General features: G+C 43.1%; 13 protein-coding genes. 7 read left to right on the top strand and 6 right to left on the bottom strand.

The features are described from left to right. Positions 1-8 precede the first annotated feature (8 nt). From MURRU_RS14065 to MURRU_RS14040, 5 genes are all read right to left on the bottom strand, one after another. Complete coding sequence (locus tag MURRU_RS14065) at positions 9-3,155, bottom strand: efflux RND transporter permease subunit (RefSeq protein WP_014034142.1); 3,147 nt, start codon at positions 3,153-3,155, stop codon at positions 9-11. An 8-nt stretch (positions 3,156-3,163) separates the two neighbouring features. After that, on the bottom strand, positions 3,164-4,372 hold the full coding sequence (locus MURRU_RS14060) for an efflux RND transporter periplasmic adaptor subunit (protein ID WP_014034141.1): 1,209 nt from the start codon (positions 4,370-4,372) through the stop codon (positions 3,164-3,166). Further along, on the bottom strand, positions 4,362-5,816 hold the full coding sequence (locus MURRU_RS14055) for an efflux transporter outer membrane subunit (protein ID WP_014034140.1): 1,455 nt from the start codon (positions 5,814-5,816) through the stop codon (positions 4,362-4,364). The genes MURRU_RS14060 and MURRU_RS14055 overlap by 11 nt, the downstream gene beginning before the upstream one ends. Positions 5,817-6,122: 306 nt before the next feature. After that, entirely contained in the window at positions 6,123-8,660 is a 2,538-nt protein-coding gene (locus MURRU_RS14045; protein WP_014034139.1) for an ABC transporter permease, read from the bottom strand. 1 nt (position 8,661) lies between these two features. Continuing rightward, positions 8,662-9,339 (bottom strand): ABC transporter ATP-binding protein, encoded by a 678-nt coding sequence (locus MURRU_RS14040; RefSeq protein ID WP_014034138.1) that lies wholly within the window; start codon positions 9,337-9,339, stop codon positions 8,662-8,664. 43 nt (positions 9,340-9,382) lie between these two features. Between MURRU_RS14040 and MURRU_RS14035 the strand changes: the two genes are divergently transcribed. From MURRU_RS14035 to MURRU_RS14015, 5 genes are all read left to right on the top strand, one after another. Next, positions 9,383-10,084 carry an arylesterase gene (locus MURRU_RS14035; protein WP_014034137.1) on the top strand — a complete coding sequence of 234 codons (702 nt, stop codon included), beginning with the start codon at positions 9,383-9,385 and terminating at the stop codon, positions 10,082-10,084. Positions 10,085-10,139: 55 nt separating this feature from the next. Further along, positions 10,140-11,498 carry a TolB family protein gene (locus MURRU_RS14030; protein WP_014034136.1) on the top strand — a complete coding sequence of 453 codons (1,359 nt, stop codon included), beginning with the start codon at positions 10,140-10,142 and terminating at the stop codon, positions 11,496-11,498. A 24-nt stretch (positions 11,499-11,522) separates the two neighbouring features. Then, positions 11,523-12,920, top strand: coding sequence for a Gfo/Idh/MocA family protein (locus tag MURRU_RS14025; RefSeq protein ID WP_014034135.1), 1,398 nt, complete (start codon positions 11,523-11,525; stop codon positions 12,918-12,920). Positions 12,921-13,111: 191 nt separating this feature from the next. Next, positions 13,112-13,381 carry an ArsR/SmtB family transcription factor gene (locus MURRU_RS14020; RefSeq protein WP_014034134.1) on the top strand — a complete coding sequence of 90 codons (270 nt, stop codon included), beginning with the start codon at positions 13,112-13,114 and terminating at the stop codon, positions 13,379-13,381. A 36-nt stretch (positions 13,382-13,417) separates the two neighbouring features. Further along, positions 13,418-14,461, top strand: a complete 1,044-nt coding sequence (locus MURRU_RS14015) for an LLM class flavin-dependent oxidoreductase (protein ID WP_014034133.1) — start codon at positions 13,418-13,420, stop codon at positions 14,459-14,461. A 144-nt stretch (positions 14,462-14,605) separates the two neighbouring features. Here the strand turns inward: MURRU_RS14015 and MURRU_RS14010 are convergent, their stop codons facing one another. Continuing rightward, positions 14,606-16,222: a carboxylesterase/lipase family protein gene (locus MURRU_RS14010; RefSeq protein ID WP_014034132.1), complete on the bottom strand. Its 1,617-nt coding sequence runs from the start codon at positions 16,220-16,222 to the stop codon at positions 14,606-14,608. Between the two features lie 195 nt (positions 16,223-16,417). Between MURRU_RS14010 and MURRU_RS14005 the strand changes: the two genes are divergently transcribed. Then, positions 16,418-16,795, top strand: coding sequence for a DUF7009 family protein (locus tag MURRU_RS14005; RefSeq protein ID WP_014034131.1), 378 nt, complete (start codon positions 16,418-16,420; stop codon positions 16,793-16,795). Then, positions 16,789-17,376 carry a molybdenum cofactor guanylyltransferase gene (mobA, locus tag MURRU_RS14000; RefSeq protein ID WP_014034130.1) on the top strand — a complete coding sequence of 196 codons (588 nt, stop codon included), beginning with the start codon at positions 16,789-16,791 and terminating at the stop codon, positions 17,374-17,376. Before MURRU_RS14005 ends, mobA begins: the two co-directional genes overlap by 7 nt. The last annotated feature ends 1 nt before the right edge of the window (position 17,377 follow it).

Raw genomic sequence — 17,377 nt, 5'->3', positions numbered from 1 at the left:
GATAGCGGTTAAGAAATAGCATTCTCTGACACATCGACTTCCTTAACAGTCCTTCCTTTTTGAATGGACAGCCGAACATCTTCCAAAACCAAATAAAGACAGGGTACGATCACCAAGATAATCGCCGTGGCGAACACAATACCAAACCCCAAGGAAATGGCCATCGGAATCAAATAAAAGGCCTGACTGGAAGTTTCCAGGATAATTGGGGCCAGTCCCCCAAAGGTGGTCATGGTCGTTAAAATAATGGGACGGAATCTTCGCAACCCTGCTTCATGAATGGATTTGTAGATAGGGTGTCCTTCTTTTCGACGTTTGTTGGCGTAATCAATCATGATCAAAGAATCATTTACCACTACGCCGGACAAAGCGATAACACCCATCAGACTAACCAATGAAAGATCGTAGCCCAACAAAATATGACCGATAACGGCTCCAACGATTCCAAAAGGAATGGCCGTCATCACAATCAAGGGTTGCACATAACTACCAAAAGCTATGGCCAACAAGGCATAAATCAACAACATGGCAATGGCAAAGCCAGATTGAAGCGTACTTGTGCTTTCCCGCATATCGGCCTGACTTCCTTCAAAGGTCCATGTAATCCCTGGAAAATCTGCCCTAAGCTGGGGCAAGGTTTCTTCCTGTACTTTAGCAATGACCCTGTTGACAGTATTTGCGGGTTCCACGTCCATTCCAACGTTGACCACTCTACGGCCGTCCCTACGGTTGATACTGGTAAATGCTTCGCGTTGTTTTACCTCAACAACATCCATCAAGGGTACTTCTACCCCATCCTGCGTTCTAATGAGAAAGTTTTCCAAGTTTCTGATATCCTTTCGTTCTTCCATGGGCAGTTTTACCCGCACTTCTACCTCATCCATACCTCTGAGTTGACGCATCGCTAGGGCCCCAAAGAAGCCATTTCTTACCTGTCTCCCTACATCATTGGATGTTAACCCAAGGTTTCTGCCCTGCGGCAACAGATTAAAATCATATTGCATCTTCCCGTTGTTGTAGTTGTCGGTAACATCGCGGGTGTTGGAAAAAGCTTCCATACGCTCCACAAATGCAGCACTGGCTTTTTCCAGCACTTCAATATCGGTATGGCTCAAATCAATGCTTATAGCTTGTCGTGCCCCTCCGGGTCCACGTTCCGCTTCGAAAGTAATCTGATCCACACCCTCAATATTACCAATATTGTCCCGCCAAAGCGCTATGACTTCACCTGCGGTAATATCTCGCTGGTCGGGTGGAAGCATCACAATTTCCACGTCAATAAAGTTTTGCCCCCTCACATTCGTTTTTATTCCTTCGGCAACTTCGTAAAGATTATGTTCTTCGAACATGCTTTGGGTGGCATCCGAAATATCGTGGGCCACTTTTGCTGCCTGATCCGGTGTGGTGCCCACTGGTAGGCGGACACCGGCCTCTATTTCATCGGCTGCCACTTCGGGCATCATAATCAACCCCATATGACCGCTATACCCATATCCTCCCACAATCAGTAACAAGACAATGGCACTCGTCAATGTAATGTATCGGTGTTTTAGACATTTGTCCAAAATAGGACGATAGCGCTTATTCACAAATTCATCGAACTTATTGGCAAAAGAGCCTTGCCATCCCTCCAGTTTATGCACCCATTTGTTCTTGCTTGGATTTTTCTTTAAATGCGCCAAGTGTGATGGCAGGATGAACAAAGCTTCCAACAACGATACGGCCAATATCACGATGACGACCGCAGGCAAGGGTTGCCAAAATTTACCCGTTTCGCCCGGCATAAACAGTAAGGGTACAAAGGCAATAATGGTGGTGGTAATACTGAAAACCACAGGTTTGGATACATCTTTGGTTCCTGCAATGGCCGCTTTTAGGGGGCTCAATCCTTTTTTACGGTATTCGTATACATTTTCCCCTACCACAATGGCATCGTCCACCACGATACCTAGTACGACCAAGAATCCGAACATGGAAATCATATTGACGCTTATTCCGATAAGGGGCAAGAAAATTATCCCTCCAATAAAGGATACGGTCATACCCATCATCACCCAGAAAGCCAGACGGTATTCCAAGAACAGGGTAAGAATCAAGAGTACAATTACAATGGCCAATACACCGTTTTCTGTCAGCAAGGACAATCGCTCCCTATAATCGGATGCCCTATTGCTATCAACACGGTAATTTACACCAGGAGGCAACTTAAAGTCCTCCAAAATACCAAGCACGGCATCTTCAATTTCCAAAGGGGATTGGTCTCCGACCCTAAAAATTTGAAGTCCTACATAATTTTGTTGATTGAATTGACCGTGAAACCCTGTTTCTTCAAAACCATCGGTAATGGTCGCAATGTCGCTGAGGCTTACCTTGGCCCCAGAAGGTGCCGTTACAACAGTGATGTTTCCATATTCCTCGGCCCATTGTTTACGCTCTTTCATCCGCAGCAAAATTTCACCGCTCTGTGTCTGCACCGCACCTGCAGGCACATCGTTACTACTTTGCTGAATGATGTTGGCTACCTGCCCAAGGGTAAGGTTGTATTTTTGAAGGTTGTTCCGTGTAATTTCGATTCGGGTCTCGTAATCGGGGACATTGTTAAGTTCTACTTGTGTAATTTCGGGATTGCTCAACAAAATGGTGCGTAATCGCTCCGCGAGTATTCGCAAGGTCCAAATGTCGGTTTCTCCGTATAGACCGATTTGCAACACATCCCGTTGTCGGGACCTTAAGCTTACTTCGGGGCGTTCTATATCGGCGGGAAAGGTTCGGATACGGTTGATGGCCTGATCAATATCCTGAAAGGCTTTCATTCGCTCAAAACCAGCAACCAGTTCAATGCTGATTTCACCAGAACCCTCATTGGCCTGGGAAACGATTTCCTTGATGCCCTGAACACTGCGCACGGCTTCCTCCACAGGCTGAAGCACGCCTTGTTCCACTTCTGCAGGGGAGGCTCCCGGATAGGCTACGGATACATCCACAAAATCAAGTTGAAACTCGGGGAACACTTCCTTTTGGATGGTGTACATTGTAAATATCCCCCCGCCCAACAATAGCAACATCAACAAATTGGCGGCAATGGAGTTACGTGCCATATAGCCTATGGCCCCTTCTTTTCTCACTTTTTTGTCCGAATCCTTTTCCTCCATCATAGCAGCTTTTAGTCGTTTTCTTCTTGCGAAGCCTCCTTGCCTCCTGTACGTAATTCTATTCCGTTAGTGACCGTACTCAAGTTTGTGACAACCACTTTTTCTCCTTGTTCCAAGCCTGATCGAACATAAGCATATTCATTATCGGTCAGGATGATGTCCAATTCCCGTATTTCCAAAAGCCCATCTTTCATTACCCATGCGGTTTGATTGCTCCTTACCAAATTTCTATCCATACGAACCACATTTGGGATGGAGTCTGCCTCAATGTTTACTTCGACAAAAGTTCCGATCATCAACTTGGGGGCGCTTTTCAATTCTTTTGATGTTGCCAATGGGTCTTCTACCCTGACCAAAACCCTGGCCAGTCGGGTCTGGGCGTCCAAAGCACCAATTTGTCTATCCAAATAACCTTCACGGTGGGCACCTTTTGTCCATGCTGATGAGTTTTCAATATAAACCAAAGACCCTCTTTCTGAGTTCGATTCAGGAAACTTTAACCATTGTAGTCGAGAAATTGGTACAGTTGCCGTTACCCAATAACTATCAGTCCCAACAATTCTACCCAAATTATCTCCTTGCGCCACTTGACTCCCCACAGTAACATTCTGACTCAAAATATGGGCATCGAAAGGTGCACGGATGGTGGTGCGCTCCAAATTCAATTGTGCTTGGTTCACGGATGCACGGGCAGCTTCAATAGTAGCTTTTACTGCATTTAATTGTGGCTTGCGGAGTACTAATTGGGTTTCATTATCGGAAAGTGGATTGTCCCCAAATAGGGAGTCATTGTTAATCAGCTGTAAGTCTTGTTCTGCAATCTGCTGACGTCCCATTTCGGTGGCCAAAGTTGTTTCGGATTGCAAAAGTTCGCTTTTTCGAAGTTCCAGGGTATTTTGGTAATCCGCTGGGTCTATTTGTAACAATACTTCTCCTTTTTTTACAAAACCACCTGGGGTAAATGCCGGGTCCCTGCGTATGATTTGTCCAGGTACCAAAGGGCTCAAAACCACATCCTCTACCGGTTGCACGGTTCCTGTTGCCACAATGGTTGGGGCAAAAGTGCCTTTCTCTGCTATGACCACATCAACCAAAATAGCGGTCTCGATGGTGGCACCTTCCTGCTGTGCTTCGGGTTCGGTGGAAAATATGAGTGTAGTTACCAATATTCCTCCCACGAGAATGGCCAAACAAATCAAAATTAATTTTTTATTGCTCATAGAATTCGTCCAATTTACTTTTTTGATCATCCAAATTTCTTCCCGTATCAAATCCTCCGGCCAAAGCTCGGTACAAGGTTATCCGTATTTGCACGTGCTGCAATTGGGCAGCAACATAATCTCTTCGCAATTGTTGTTCTTGGTCCAGGCCCAATAGCACATCCAAATACGGGCTAAATCCATTAAGGAATTCGACCCGAAGTTGTTTGTTGCTTTTTTCGGCCAATTCCAGTTGTCTGGCAATATTATCCAATCGTTCCGCTTGTTTCATATCTTGGGTCAAAGCATCTTCAACTTCTCTAAAAGCAACCAAAGTAGCCTGTCCATACTCGTATAATCGCTGTTTCTTTACCGCTGTGGCTCTATCTACCTCGGCTTTTAATTGTCCTCCATAAAAAAGTGGTGCCAAAATATTTCCCGCTAACGAATACGCCCAATTATCAAAAAGGTTATCGAAATTATTGGAACGAAGCTGTCCCCGACCGCTCAAGGTAATTCGTGGATATTTACTTTGAACCGCTGTGGCCATATCCCTATCTGCGGCCAATAAAGTTGCAAAGGATTGTTTTAAATCAGGTCTTCTGCGAACCAATTCCAAGGGTAGGCCCGTTTTTGGCAATTTGGGGACAGTGGGCATTGAAGCCTCTTCCAAAACAATTCCTTCTTGAGGTTGTTTACCCAAAAGTACGGCCAATTGGTTTTTTAAAAGTTGGATGTTGGTTTCAAAAATTATCTTCTGTTCTTTGGTGTTTTCCAGTAACTGGGCTTGCCGTAAAATATCCACCGCTCGTATTTGACCACCCACAAAACGAGAGCGTATCAGTTTAATGATGGCTTCGTTGGTTTTGATCTGGTCTTCGGTAATCTGCAATTGTCTTTTGGCAGCCTGTAATTGATACCAAGTTGTGGCAATTTCGGCAGAAAGTGACAAGGAAAGTGTCTGGTAGTCGAAATAGCTGGCCTCTGATCTGAATTTTTCTGCATTTACGGCAGTACCGATACGACCCCATAAATCGAGTTCGTAACTGGACAAAAATCCCAACTGAGTATTCTCGCCACCAACGAAATCTGGTTCTGGAAGGGTTCTTGCCGTCTGGGCCGACGCTTCAATGGATGGCCATTTATTGGAGGCCTGGGACCTGACCGAGGCTCTGGTCGACAAAAATTGTTGCCAGGTGGCAGCCAAGTTTAAATTGGACTGCATTGCGCTATCTATCAGTATGTTTAATTTATCGTCATTAAAGGCTTCCCACCATTTATTACTGACCAAGGAATCGCCACTTGATTTAAACTCTTGAAATTCATCTATAGGGGGCGAAATGTTTGAATATCTGGGAGAGCAATTGAAATAGAGCAATCCCAAAAAAGAAAAAAGAAACAAAACTGTGAAGCTCTGTCTGTTTTTAACGTTTAAATTATACCCCTCTATTTTGTTTTTTCCCATTGCCTTGATTTGATAAACTAAGTTTAACAAAAAACACCACCAATATAATTAAGTGAATTTCAAGGTGTTTTGAAAAAAAAACCGTTCAAACAACCGTACAGACCCCGTCAACAACAAAAATTGCCAAAAAAAGCAAGTTTTGAACCGATTTAAGTGTTGCGTCCACGGGAAAAATAACCCATTTTGTTTAAGGTTGAAATTTTTAACAACTTTCCTTCCAACTCCAACCCTCTCAAAGGTTGTTGTAGTAATCATTATCCAATATGTTTGGGATATGGAAATGATCAAGATAAAAATTTGGGTTTACTACTCCTTTTCCTTCTTCAAAACGGAGAGTGGGGAATTTCTAACAATCCCGATACTGTTTCCAACTCCCAAAGCAAAAACCAATAAGGTGATGGCCGGAAGAATAACAAAGAAGGGAACCCATGAAGGGGTAAAAGTGGTTTCAAACAACATATAGGCTAACAAGGTACTTCCTAAAACAGCGAGCAACACGCCCATAAAAGCCCCTAAAAACCCAAGAACAGCATACTCGATGGCTATCATTTTTAAAATTTGTCCGCTTTGAGCACCCAAAGTCCGTAGCAGAGCCCCTTGTTTTACACGTTGGTGCTTGCTGCTATAGATGGCTCCCATCAGTACCGCTACCCCGACAAAAATGCTAAAGAAGGCCATAAAGTTGATGACCCATCCGATTTTCCCCAGAATATCTTCCAACAGACTTAGGATTCGTTTTAAATCCAAAATGGAAACATTGGGAAAATCACGCACCAGTTGCTGCTGTAATTGTGCCGAACCTTGATCGTCCGAAGTCCTGGTGGTCATAACCCCAAATTGCGGGGCACTTTCGAGTACTCCGGCTGGAAAGACAACGGAAAAATTGGGTTGTAATCTGCTCCAATCCACTTCGCGTATGCTTTGCACTACGGTGTTCATTATTCTTCCCTGCACATTGAACGCCACAGTGTCTCCAATGGTTACTTTGGCCTGATTTGCAAAATCACTGCTCACGGAAATGGGAACATCGGAATCGGTATCCACGCTACTGACCCAATCTCCTTCCAAAATACGTTCGGAACCAATAAGGCTGTCACGGTAAGTCACTCGAAATTCGTGGTTCAAAATCCATCTGCCCACTTGCGACGTGGTATCTTTCCTGATATCTTCCACATGTTTTCCATTAAGGGTTTCTACCCGCATGGTCACAATAGGAATTTTATCAATTACAGGATACCCCGAAGCCTTAATAATATTGGAAACACCATCAACTTGTTGATTCTGAATATCCATCAAAATCATATTGGCACTATTGGCACTATCCTCAATGGCTGCTTTCTCCAACAGCATATCCTTTGTAAAGTACAGGGTGCTTATCAAAAAAGTTCCGATTCCAATGGCCAATACCAATACCAAGGTTTGATTTTGAGGCCTGAACAGATTCTTTAAACTCTGGCGAGCTATAAAACCCCACGAATACGGGAAAAACTTTTTCAGCATGGCCATAAAGAATCGGGCTACTGCGGTCAAAATCAAAAAGACGACCAAAAGCCCCCCAACAAAAAACAAGGAACGCATAAAGTCGCCGAGCAACCAAAACGAAAAACTGAATACAAACAACACAATGCCCAAACCAACTGCCGTGGTGGCCCGCTTTGAACGGGATTTGGTTTCCTGAACCACACGCAAGGCCTGCAAAGGCGAAACATACAAGGTTTTCATCAAAGGATAAAGGGCAAAGAGTACGGACATCGCCAATCCCAATGAAAGTCCGAGCAATACACTTTGAAGGGATAGCCTAACATCAACATCCACAGGCAATAAATCGCCCAATAAGATGGGAAACAATTGTTGGAGCGAATAACCAATAGCGGTTCCCAGTAATCCTCCCACGATTCCCATACAGGCTATTTGAATAAAGAAAATAAGGTAACTCTGTCGTTTTGAAGCCCCCAAACATTTGAGCACGGCAATGGATTTTATCTTCATTTGAACATAAATTCCCATGCCACTGGCAATGCCTACGCATCCCAAGAGCAATGCGATAAAACCGACCAGATTGAGGAATTTTCCAAAATTTTCGTAACGGCGTCCCAAGCGTCGGGCTTCGGATAGATGGGTGTCCAAATCTGCCTCTTCAGCATCCAATACAGGGTCAACCTTCTCGTCTAAGAGAACCATATCCTGACTCTCATCCGCTTTGAAGTAATATTTGTACTCAATGCGACTTCCCGTTTGGACCAGCCCTGTCGATTCAATAAATTGAAAAGGAATCAAAATCGGGGGTGCAATCGCCCCAAAAACCGATGTGCTGCCCGGAACTGTTTCCAATTCCCCTGTTATGGGAAGGGTAACTGCCCCCAACTTTATGCTGTCGCCAACCTTTAGGTTGAGCTGAAGCATGGTAGTGGCATCAACCAATGCTCCACCGTTTCTAAAATCGTTTGCTGCTGAAACGGGTGTGGTTTCCAATTCCCCATAAAATGGAAAACCGCCTTCCACCCCCCTAACCTCCATTAGCTTGGTGCCATTATTTCCAGGAAAGGCTGCCATGGACAGGAAATTGATTTCGCGTGCATCGGCCCCACCCAATGAATCCATAATCCCCATTACCTTATCGTTTACGGGCTTATCACTTTCTATAAGGTAATCCGCGCCCAAAAGTGCTTTGGACTGTTTGGCGATGTTCTCTTTTAACAATCCACTAAATGATTGAACACTGACCACAGCGGCCACGCCCAAGGTTATAGAGAATACAAATAATAATAGCTTACCATAACTTGCCTTACCATCGCGCCACGCCATTTTTAGCAACCAAGAAAATCCAGTGTTGTGCTTCCCCATATTAACCAACAGTTTCCTCGATTTTACCTGATCTTAGGCGAATACTTTTATCTGTTTTTTTGGCCAGCTCCAGATCATGGGTCACGATTACAAGTGCGGTGCCCTGCTCTTTGTTGAGTTCAAAAAGCAAATCTTCTATTTTGGTACCTGTTTCATCATCCAGGTTTCCTGTGGGCTCATCGGCAAAAAGAATGGCCGGTTTATTGGCAAACGCACGGGCCAATGCAACACGCTGCTGCTCACCACCGGATAATTGGGATGGATAATGTCCTATTCTATCTTGAAGTCCAACCTTGGCCAAAAGTTCCTTGCCCTGGTCCGCTGCTTTTTTAACCCCGCGAAGTTCCAAAGGAACAATTACATTTTCCAAAGCGGTCAGTGTAGGAAGTAGTTGAAAGTCTTGAAAAACAAAACCCACATTCTGGTTTCTTAATCGTGCCCTTCCGTCTTCATCAAGTTCGAACAAATTTTGACCACAAAGCCAAATTTCACCCTCATCGGTGGTATCCAATCCTGCACAGAGTCCCAACAAGGTGGTTTTTCCACTACCTGATGGGCCAACTATCGCAAAACTTTCACCCTTTCCCACTTCAAACGAAACATTGTTAAGTACATTGAGGTCATGTTCTCCACTTCGATAGGTTTTAGAGAGGTGTTGAACTTTTAATATCTTTGACATACCACGTTTTAGGTTAAAAACTTTCAAAATACTAAAATAGATCATGACCAAGAAAACCCCGAGCTTCCCATTACCGTTAATGTTTTGTTATTTTTTATCGCTACTACTCCTTGGTTGTGGGGAAAAGAACGCTAAAAAAGATACTGATGAAGTTTCGGCCACTCAAGAAACAACAGTTACCGAGACCGGTGATTCGAACAAGAAAATCCTGTTTTTTGGCGACAGTCTTACCGCTGGCTACGGTTTGGAGGTCAGTCAAGCCTTCCCGGCACTTATCCAACAAAAAATAGACTCTTTGGAATTGGATTATACCGTGATCAATGCAGGATTGAGCGGCGAAACTACGGCAAGCGGTAAAAATAGGTTGGAATGGGTTCTGGAAGATGGTATAGACATCATCATCATAGAATTGGGTGCCAATGATGGGCTACGGGGTGTCCCGCTTACGGAAACGGAATCGAATCTTCAAAGTATGGTGGACACCGTCCAAAGCAAATTACCCAATGCCAAGATTATTCTGGCAGGAATGAAGATCCCACCGAACATGGGCCCCGAATACACTTCTAAATTTGAGAGCCTATTTCCGGAGTTGGCATCTTCGGAAAACATAACATTGATTCCTTTTTTATTGGAAAACGTAGCCGGTATTCCCGAACTCAATCAAGGGGATGGCATTCATCCAACTGTAGCGGGACAAAAGTTGGTGGCTGAAAATGTTTGGGAGGTTTTAGGGCCAATGCTCTAAATTTTTTGTGCGCAAAGTGTATATTTATCGAGCACACAAAACTAAACTAAACATCATGAAGTCATTTTATGTACTTCAGGAGTATACTTTTGACAGCACACATCGGTTGTTTCAAAAATATTTCCTGTTCTTTCTGGGCGCACTATGCAGTTTCTCCCTGTATTCCCAGCAGCAAGATTCACTTGCTATCATCAAACTTTTGGAAAATGAAGGGCTTACTTGGCGGATGGGCGACAAAGAAGCTCATGCGAAATACTGGGAAAAACGGCCTTATAGTCGTTTTATGGCATCTACCGCAGATGGACGCACTATGGATATCCCGATAAAAACCATTATAAACCCACCATCCAATATGATCGGGAATGGGGGTTTTGCCTTCCACAGCAACCATAAAATGAAAATTGATGGCAATACTGCTTGGGTAACACATGATGAAGTTTCTGTGGATACTTATGGCAAAGAAAGTCTATCTACTGAATTTCGTTTTTTGGAAAAGTTTGATACCCATTGGAAACTGGTAGCACAATCCATCCATTTATACGATCATCCACCGGAAAATAAAATTGATACTACCAGCTACATCCAAACCGTGGATATAAAAACTGGAAGTATAGAAACCGTGTTGACCATCAACGAACATTTTGAGGCTCCAAACTGGCATCCTGATAATTATTTGATCGTAAACAGTAAGGGGAAACTGTACACTTTGGACTTAGATACCAAAGATTTGGAGGTGTTGAATACCGATTTTGCAGACCAATGCAACAACGACCATGGGATTTCTGCGGACGGCAAATGGTTGGCCATTAGCCATAACGATGTGACAGACCCGTCGCCCAAACCTTATAAATCCGCTATCTATGTGATGCCTGTTGAAGGTGGAAAACCGAGAAAAGTAACTTCTAAAGTACCATCCTACTGGCACGGTTGGTCCCCCAACGGAAAACGATTGGCCTATTGTGCCGAGCGAAACGGTAATTACGATGTGTATACCATCAGTGTAAATGGCGGAAAAGAAAAAAGGTTGACCACGGCTGAAGGGTTGGACGATGGTCCTGAATATTCACCCGATGGAAAATATATTTATTACAACTCCTATAAATCTGGACACATGCAAATCTGGCGGATGCTTGCCAACGGAAGAAAACAAGAGCAGTTGACCTTTGATAAGAATTCCAATTGGTTTCCACATCCATCGCCCGATGGAAAATGGATCGTGTATATCGCCTACACTTCCGACCAAAAACAAGACCATTTGTTCGGCAAACAAGTAAAACTTAGGCTCATGAACGTTGAGACGAAGACCATAAAAGATATTACACCTGTTTTCTTTGGTGGCCAAGGTACCATCAATGTGCCTTCTTGGAGTCCAGACAGTAAAAAATTGGCCTTTGTAAGTTATTCAGTGAACTAAAACCTATATATAAATCAACAATTGATGAAAAACAATTCAAACAAAAGAAGAAAGTTTTTACGACAGATAGGAGCCACTACTTTGGCCTCTGCTGCCACCCCATTCGCATCTTTTGCAGCACAAAAAAAAGCAGAAGAGCGCATGTTACGATATGAAAAAGGATTTTCCAATAACGATAAAGTAAGAATTGGTGTAATCGGGTACGGAGTACAGGGCCATTTTGACCTAAGTACCGCCCTAAAGGTTCCAGGAGTTGAACTTGCGGGCATCTGTGATCTGTACAAAGGCAGGTTAACCCGGGCTCAAGAAGAATTTGGAAAAGACCTCTATGTTACCCGAAGCTATAAAGCTCTTTTGGATAGGGATGATATTGACGCCGTGCTTATTTGTACTACCGATGTTTGGCATTCCCAAATAACCTTGGATGCCCTTGCCAAAGGCAAGCACGTGTATCTGGAAAAACCCATGATGCACAAAATTGAAGAGGGTTATCCGATGATGAAAGCGGCCAAAAAATCGGGCAAAGTAGTTCAAATAGGTAGCCAACGGGTAAGTAGCGTTGGGTATGCCAAGGCCAAAGAGCTTTTGGCCGCAGGGGAAATAGGCAATCTTAACATGGTGCAGGCAGCTTGGGACCGTCAAAGTTCCATCGGGGCATGGGAATATACCATTCCTGACGATGCCAGTGCAGAAACCACGGATTGGGACACCTTTGTAGAGGTAACCGACAAAATGGAGTTTGATGCCAAAAAATTCTTTTGGTGGAGGGCTTTTAAGGAATTTGGCACAGGTGTAGCTGGTGATCTTTACATCCATTTATTAAGTGGAACCCATTTTATTACCAATTCCAAAGGGCCAGAAGATATTTATAGTACAGGGCAATTCAGTTATTGGAAAGATGGTAGAAACATGCCCGATGTGATGTCCGGTGTAATGCAATACCCGGATAGTGAAGAACACCCTGCATTTCAATTAAATCTGCGCGTAAACTTTATCAGCGGTACGGGAGGCCAGGAAATCATACAAATGATAGGCTCCGAAGGTACCATTACCATAAACGGGAACGATATTACCGTGGGGTACAGCAAAATGCCCGAAGCTCCAGGTTTTGGCGGGTACGACTCGGTATTTACCTTTCCAGAGGAAATGCAAAACCGAATGATGGCCGATTATAACGCCAAATGGACCAAGGCGCAACAAAAGAAACACCCAAAAGGCGATGTTATTTACAAAGCACCTGAAGGCTATAGTGCCCATTTGGACCATTTTACCAATTTCTTTGATGCCATAAGGTCTGGAAAAGAAGTGGTGGAAGATGCTGAGTTTGGCTTTAGGGCAGCGGCTCCAGCCTTGGCTTGTAACACCAGTTATTTTGATAAGAAAATCATGACCTGGGATCCCATAAATATGAAATTGGTCTAAATCTCCCAAGTTTCTTTTGGAAAATATTGGAGGCATTAGGAACTTTTCAATGGTACATCGGATTGTTTTTACCATACTTTGGATATCCTATTGTCTCCCCCAAAAGAGATGTTTTGTCCAGAATTACACCTTCTCCCATTGTCACAATCACATTTATTGATATATTTACATGTTTCAATATGTAATTTGTTTTGAACCTTAAACAAGTAGAAAAAATATCTAAGGCTTTGAGCGATGTTAATCGTTTAAAGATTCTTCAAGCAATCCAATGCTGTGATGACAAACTTGAATGTAGCACGATTACTGCATCACTAAATCTATCACAGCCATCGGTAAGCCATCATATAAAAAAATTGGTCGATGCTGAATTGATCGAACCTCAAAAAGAGGGACGGTTCTATTTTTATTCACTCAACAAAAGTGTGATGGAAAACTACTTGAGAGCCCTCAAAAAACTTTAGTTTTTATTTCAACAATATATCGATACATATAAATATATGAATTCAAAAAAAATAGCGTACTCTATTCTGGAACTGGCCGTTCTTCCCAAAGGGAGCTCTATTAACCAAGTTTATAAAAACACGGTTGCCCTTGCCCAAAAAGCCGAGGCTTTGGGTTATGAACGGATGTGGTTTGCAGAACACCATAACATGCCTGCCATTACCAGTAGTGCTCCCGAAATTTTAATTGGCCATGTGGCGCAGCACACCTCTACTTTACGTGTAGGTTCGGGAGGGGTAATGTTGCCCAACCACTCCCCTTTTGTTGTTGCCGAAAAATTCGGAACCTTGGGAAATTTGTTCCCCAACCGTATCGATTTGGGACTGGGCAGGGCTCCTGGCACCGACCAACAAACGGCCCACGCCATTAATCCAGGGTTTATCGAGGCTACGCATTCTTTTCCGAGCGATATTGAAAAAATTCAGAACTATTTTTCAACCGACAACAAAACATCCAAAGTAAGGGTGACTTTGGCCGAAGGGGTGGATGTGCCCATTTACATTCTTGGTTCAAGTACCAGTAGTGCCCGATTGGCCGCCCAAAAAGGATTGCCCTACGCCTTTGCCAGTCATTTTGCAACGGCCCAACTCTTCAATGCCCTAGAAATTTACAGGGAGCAGTTTCAACCTTCGGAAGCATTACAAGAACCTTATGTTATTGCAGGTATCAACGTAATCATAGCCGATACCGATGAGGAAGCGGAACGTTTGTATACATCGGCTTTAAGAATGGTCATTAATATTTTGTCGGGAACCCAAAGCGAGTTTATTGAACCTCCCACCGAAATGAGCACGAGTTTACAAGAGGTACGACAGCACCCTGCCATTATGCAAATGACGCGATATTCTTTTGTAGGCAGTAAGGAAACGGTAAAAAAACAGGTTCAGAGCTTTATTGACGAAACACAGGTTGATGAAGTCATTGTATCATCCATAATGTACAATGCCGAAGACCGATTAAAATCTGCAGAACTATTCGCCGAGATTATGATGGAAATCAATAAAAGTACCGAAATTCATAAAACATCTTCTGTGGAGTGATCAAAGAATGTCATGAATGCTTTCAACATCAAGCTCATCAATTCTTCTTCAAAAGAAAAATAAACAAGCATGGACCAATATCCATGCTTGTTTATTTTTTAATGTGCTTTGATCAAATCTATCCTCTCAACACTTGGATTGCTTTTACATCTCCGCCATCAGAGCCAAAAATTCTTTGTCATGCTGTGGCTTTACCTCACAAGCATTGTCAAAAAACATGGTCGATGTACTTTTTGGGTCATATTCAGGCCACTGTGGCAACCCATTGTGGTTCGGGTTTCCTGTCTTGGCAAAATTGATCCAGGCACTGCTCATTTTATCGGCAAGTACATGGGCTTCCTGTCCACCACCCGTCATTTGTCGGGCACGTTCAATATTATCAAAAACAAAAGGAAGTTCCATGCAATGCAGGGCTTTATACTTCCCATCAAAAACTGGGGATTGCCATGTAAACATAAACATATAAACGGGTGCCCCGTTGTTCAATTCTGACTTTGTGTCGGCCTGGAAAACGGCCCCTGGCCTAAATGTGGCATCTATGTCCAACAGGTCGGATGGTCTGGTGTCGTTTGGATATGCTTTTTTAACCGCGGCCACATAATCGTCTGCCCTGTCCTTGTAGGTTTCTTTGATATGCGCCATCACTTCTTCTTCAGATGCTTGGAAAAAACGTCCGTTCATAAATGGTGTAAATTCATTTTTGGTGGTTCCCAACATCAAGGGGATATCCTTGGAAAGTTCGAATGCTTCGTCGGACATTAAATCGTGTGGTAGCACATTCCCATCCATACTTGGTCCCCAATTGAGGCTCAACCCCACAGGGACAACACCTTTTGCATTCATTTGCTCGGCTACTTTTTGCAAGGCTGCGGTTCCCGCTGCGCTTAATTTATCAAACGGGATGGTTTGAAGACTGTCCACTTGGTCTTCGGACAACGAAAGTTGGTTCAACACCTCGGCTGCAATGGCTCTTGTGGTTTCTTTTTTTGATAGGCTACCCCTGAACGAACCACTTTGATTTATCGCCTTGTGGAACAATCCCTTGGCCCTTGGCATGGCCATCAATGTATTTACTTTGGCTCCTCCCCCGGACTGACCAAAAATCGTGATATTGTTTGGGTCTCCGCCAAAGTTGGAAATATTGGCTTTTACCCATTCCAAAGCGGCAACAATGTCCAACATACTGTTATTGGCCGATTCCTTGTACCTATTGTTATAGGCGGATAGATCCAGAAAACCTAATATGTTTAATCTATGATTAATGGAAACTACGACAACATCTCCCTTATTACTAAGGTTTTCTCCATCATACGATGGCAGTTCCTGGCTAGATCCTGCGGTAAATCCACCACCGTGCATCCAAAAAAGTACGGGTCTTTTTTTATCATCATCAATGCTCGGGGTCCAAACGTTAAGACGAAGACAATCTTCGCTGGTGTAGCCCCAATCGTGGTCAAAAACAAATTCAGGCTCATCCTGAACCTGTGTAGTCGGTGTCATTAAGGGAGCAACCGGGCCGTACATTGTTGAACTTCTTACCCCTTCCCAAGGTTCCACTTTTTTTGCTGGCATAAAGCGTTCTGCGGTTGCGTAGGGAATCCCTTTGTAGGTATAAATTCCGTTTTGGATAAATCCACGGACTTTCCCCGATTCGGTATCGGTCACCGCAACATCTGCTCCGGTTACAACTTCAGTTTGTGCCAGTAAAGAACTCATCCCAATTACAACTAGGGATAAAAAAAGTAATTCTTTTAATTTCATTTTTGGCTTGTTTAGTTGATATATTTACGTGTAAAATTTAATGTATTTTTTTTGATTCAGGGATAATACTTATTAAAGAATACCTGTTTTTGAATGATTATAACAAAAGAAACCTCAGTTTTGATTCGCTGGCAGAGACCAATATTTACCGGGTTACCATTAATTACAATTTGGACAATACCTAAAAATAAGCGCATGAAAATTAGGATTAAAGGAAATTCAATACGATATAGATTGACCAAGACTGAGGTAGAAACTTTTTGCAAAACAGGTTCGTACAAGGAAACTACAAATTTTGGAAATAGTGTGTTTACCTACCAACTAAAAGCAAAAAAAGGAATTGATGTACTTGAGGCTTCTTTTGAGGAAAACACCATTACACTATACCTTACCGATAAGGAACGGTCTGGATGGGCGACATCGGATAGGATTGGTTTCAGTGGTACCATGGACTTACCCGATGGAAAGCAACTTTCCCTGCTAGTGGAAAAAGATTTTGTATGCTTGGATGAGACTATTGAAGATCAATCGGACAATTACCCCAACCCAAAAAGCGACACTACCAAATGCTGAATCCTTCAAATTTGACGGGTATTATTTTAGCGGGTGGAAAAAGTACCCGTATGGGCAAGGATAAGGCTTTTTTGATCCTTGAGGACAAACCATTTATCTCCCATATTGTAGAAACAGTAAAACAATGTGCTGAAAATGTCCTTATTATATCAAACAATCAAAAACTGGATAGCTTGGGTGTAACAAGGCATGCTGACTTGATTCCCAATCTTGGTCCCATAGGTGGCATTTATACTGGTCTGACCCTCTCAAGCGCCGAGTTTAACCTTGTTGTTGCCTGTGACACCCCGTTTTTGAGCAAGGAAACCATTGATGTTTTGATTGATGGTATTGATGACGGGCATGATGGCTTTATCGTACAATATGAAGATGTACCTATGCCATTGATCGGTATCTACAGAAAAAGTAGCATAGCTTGCTTTAAGGAGGCCATTGATGAGGGAAAGCTAGGCCTGCAAAAACTACTGGCAACCATGCAAACCAAAATCATTGTATTGCCCAAGTCCCACTCCAAGTCAGTATGGAATATTAACACGCTGGAGGATTTTAAAACAATCAAAAAACTTAAAAAAGAAACTTAAC

It is taken from the genome of Allomuricauda ruestringensis DSM 13258, assembly GCF_000224085.1.
GTDB classification, from domain to species: Bacteria; Bacteroidota; Bacteroidia; order Flavobacteriales; family Flavobacteriaceae; genus Flagellimonas; species Flagellimonas ruestringensis.
Note: the sequence above shows the minus strand (reverse complement) of the source record. Positions and strands in the feature narration are given on the sequence as shown.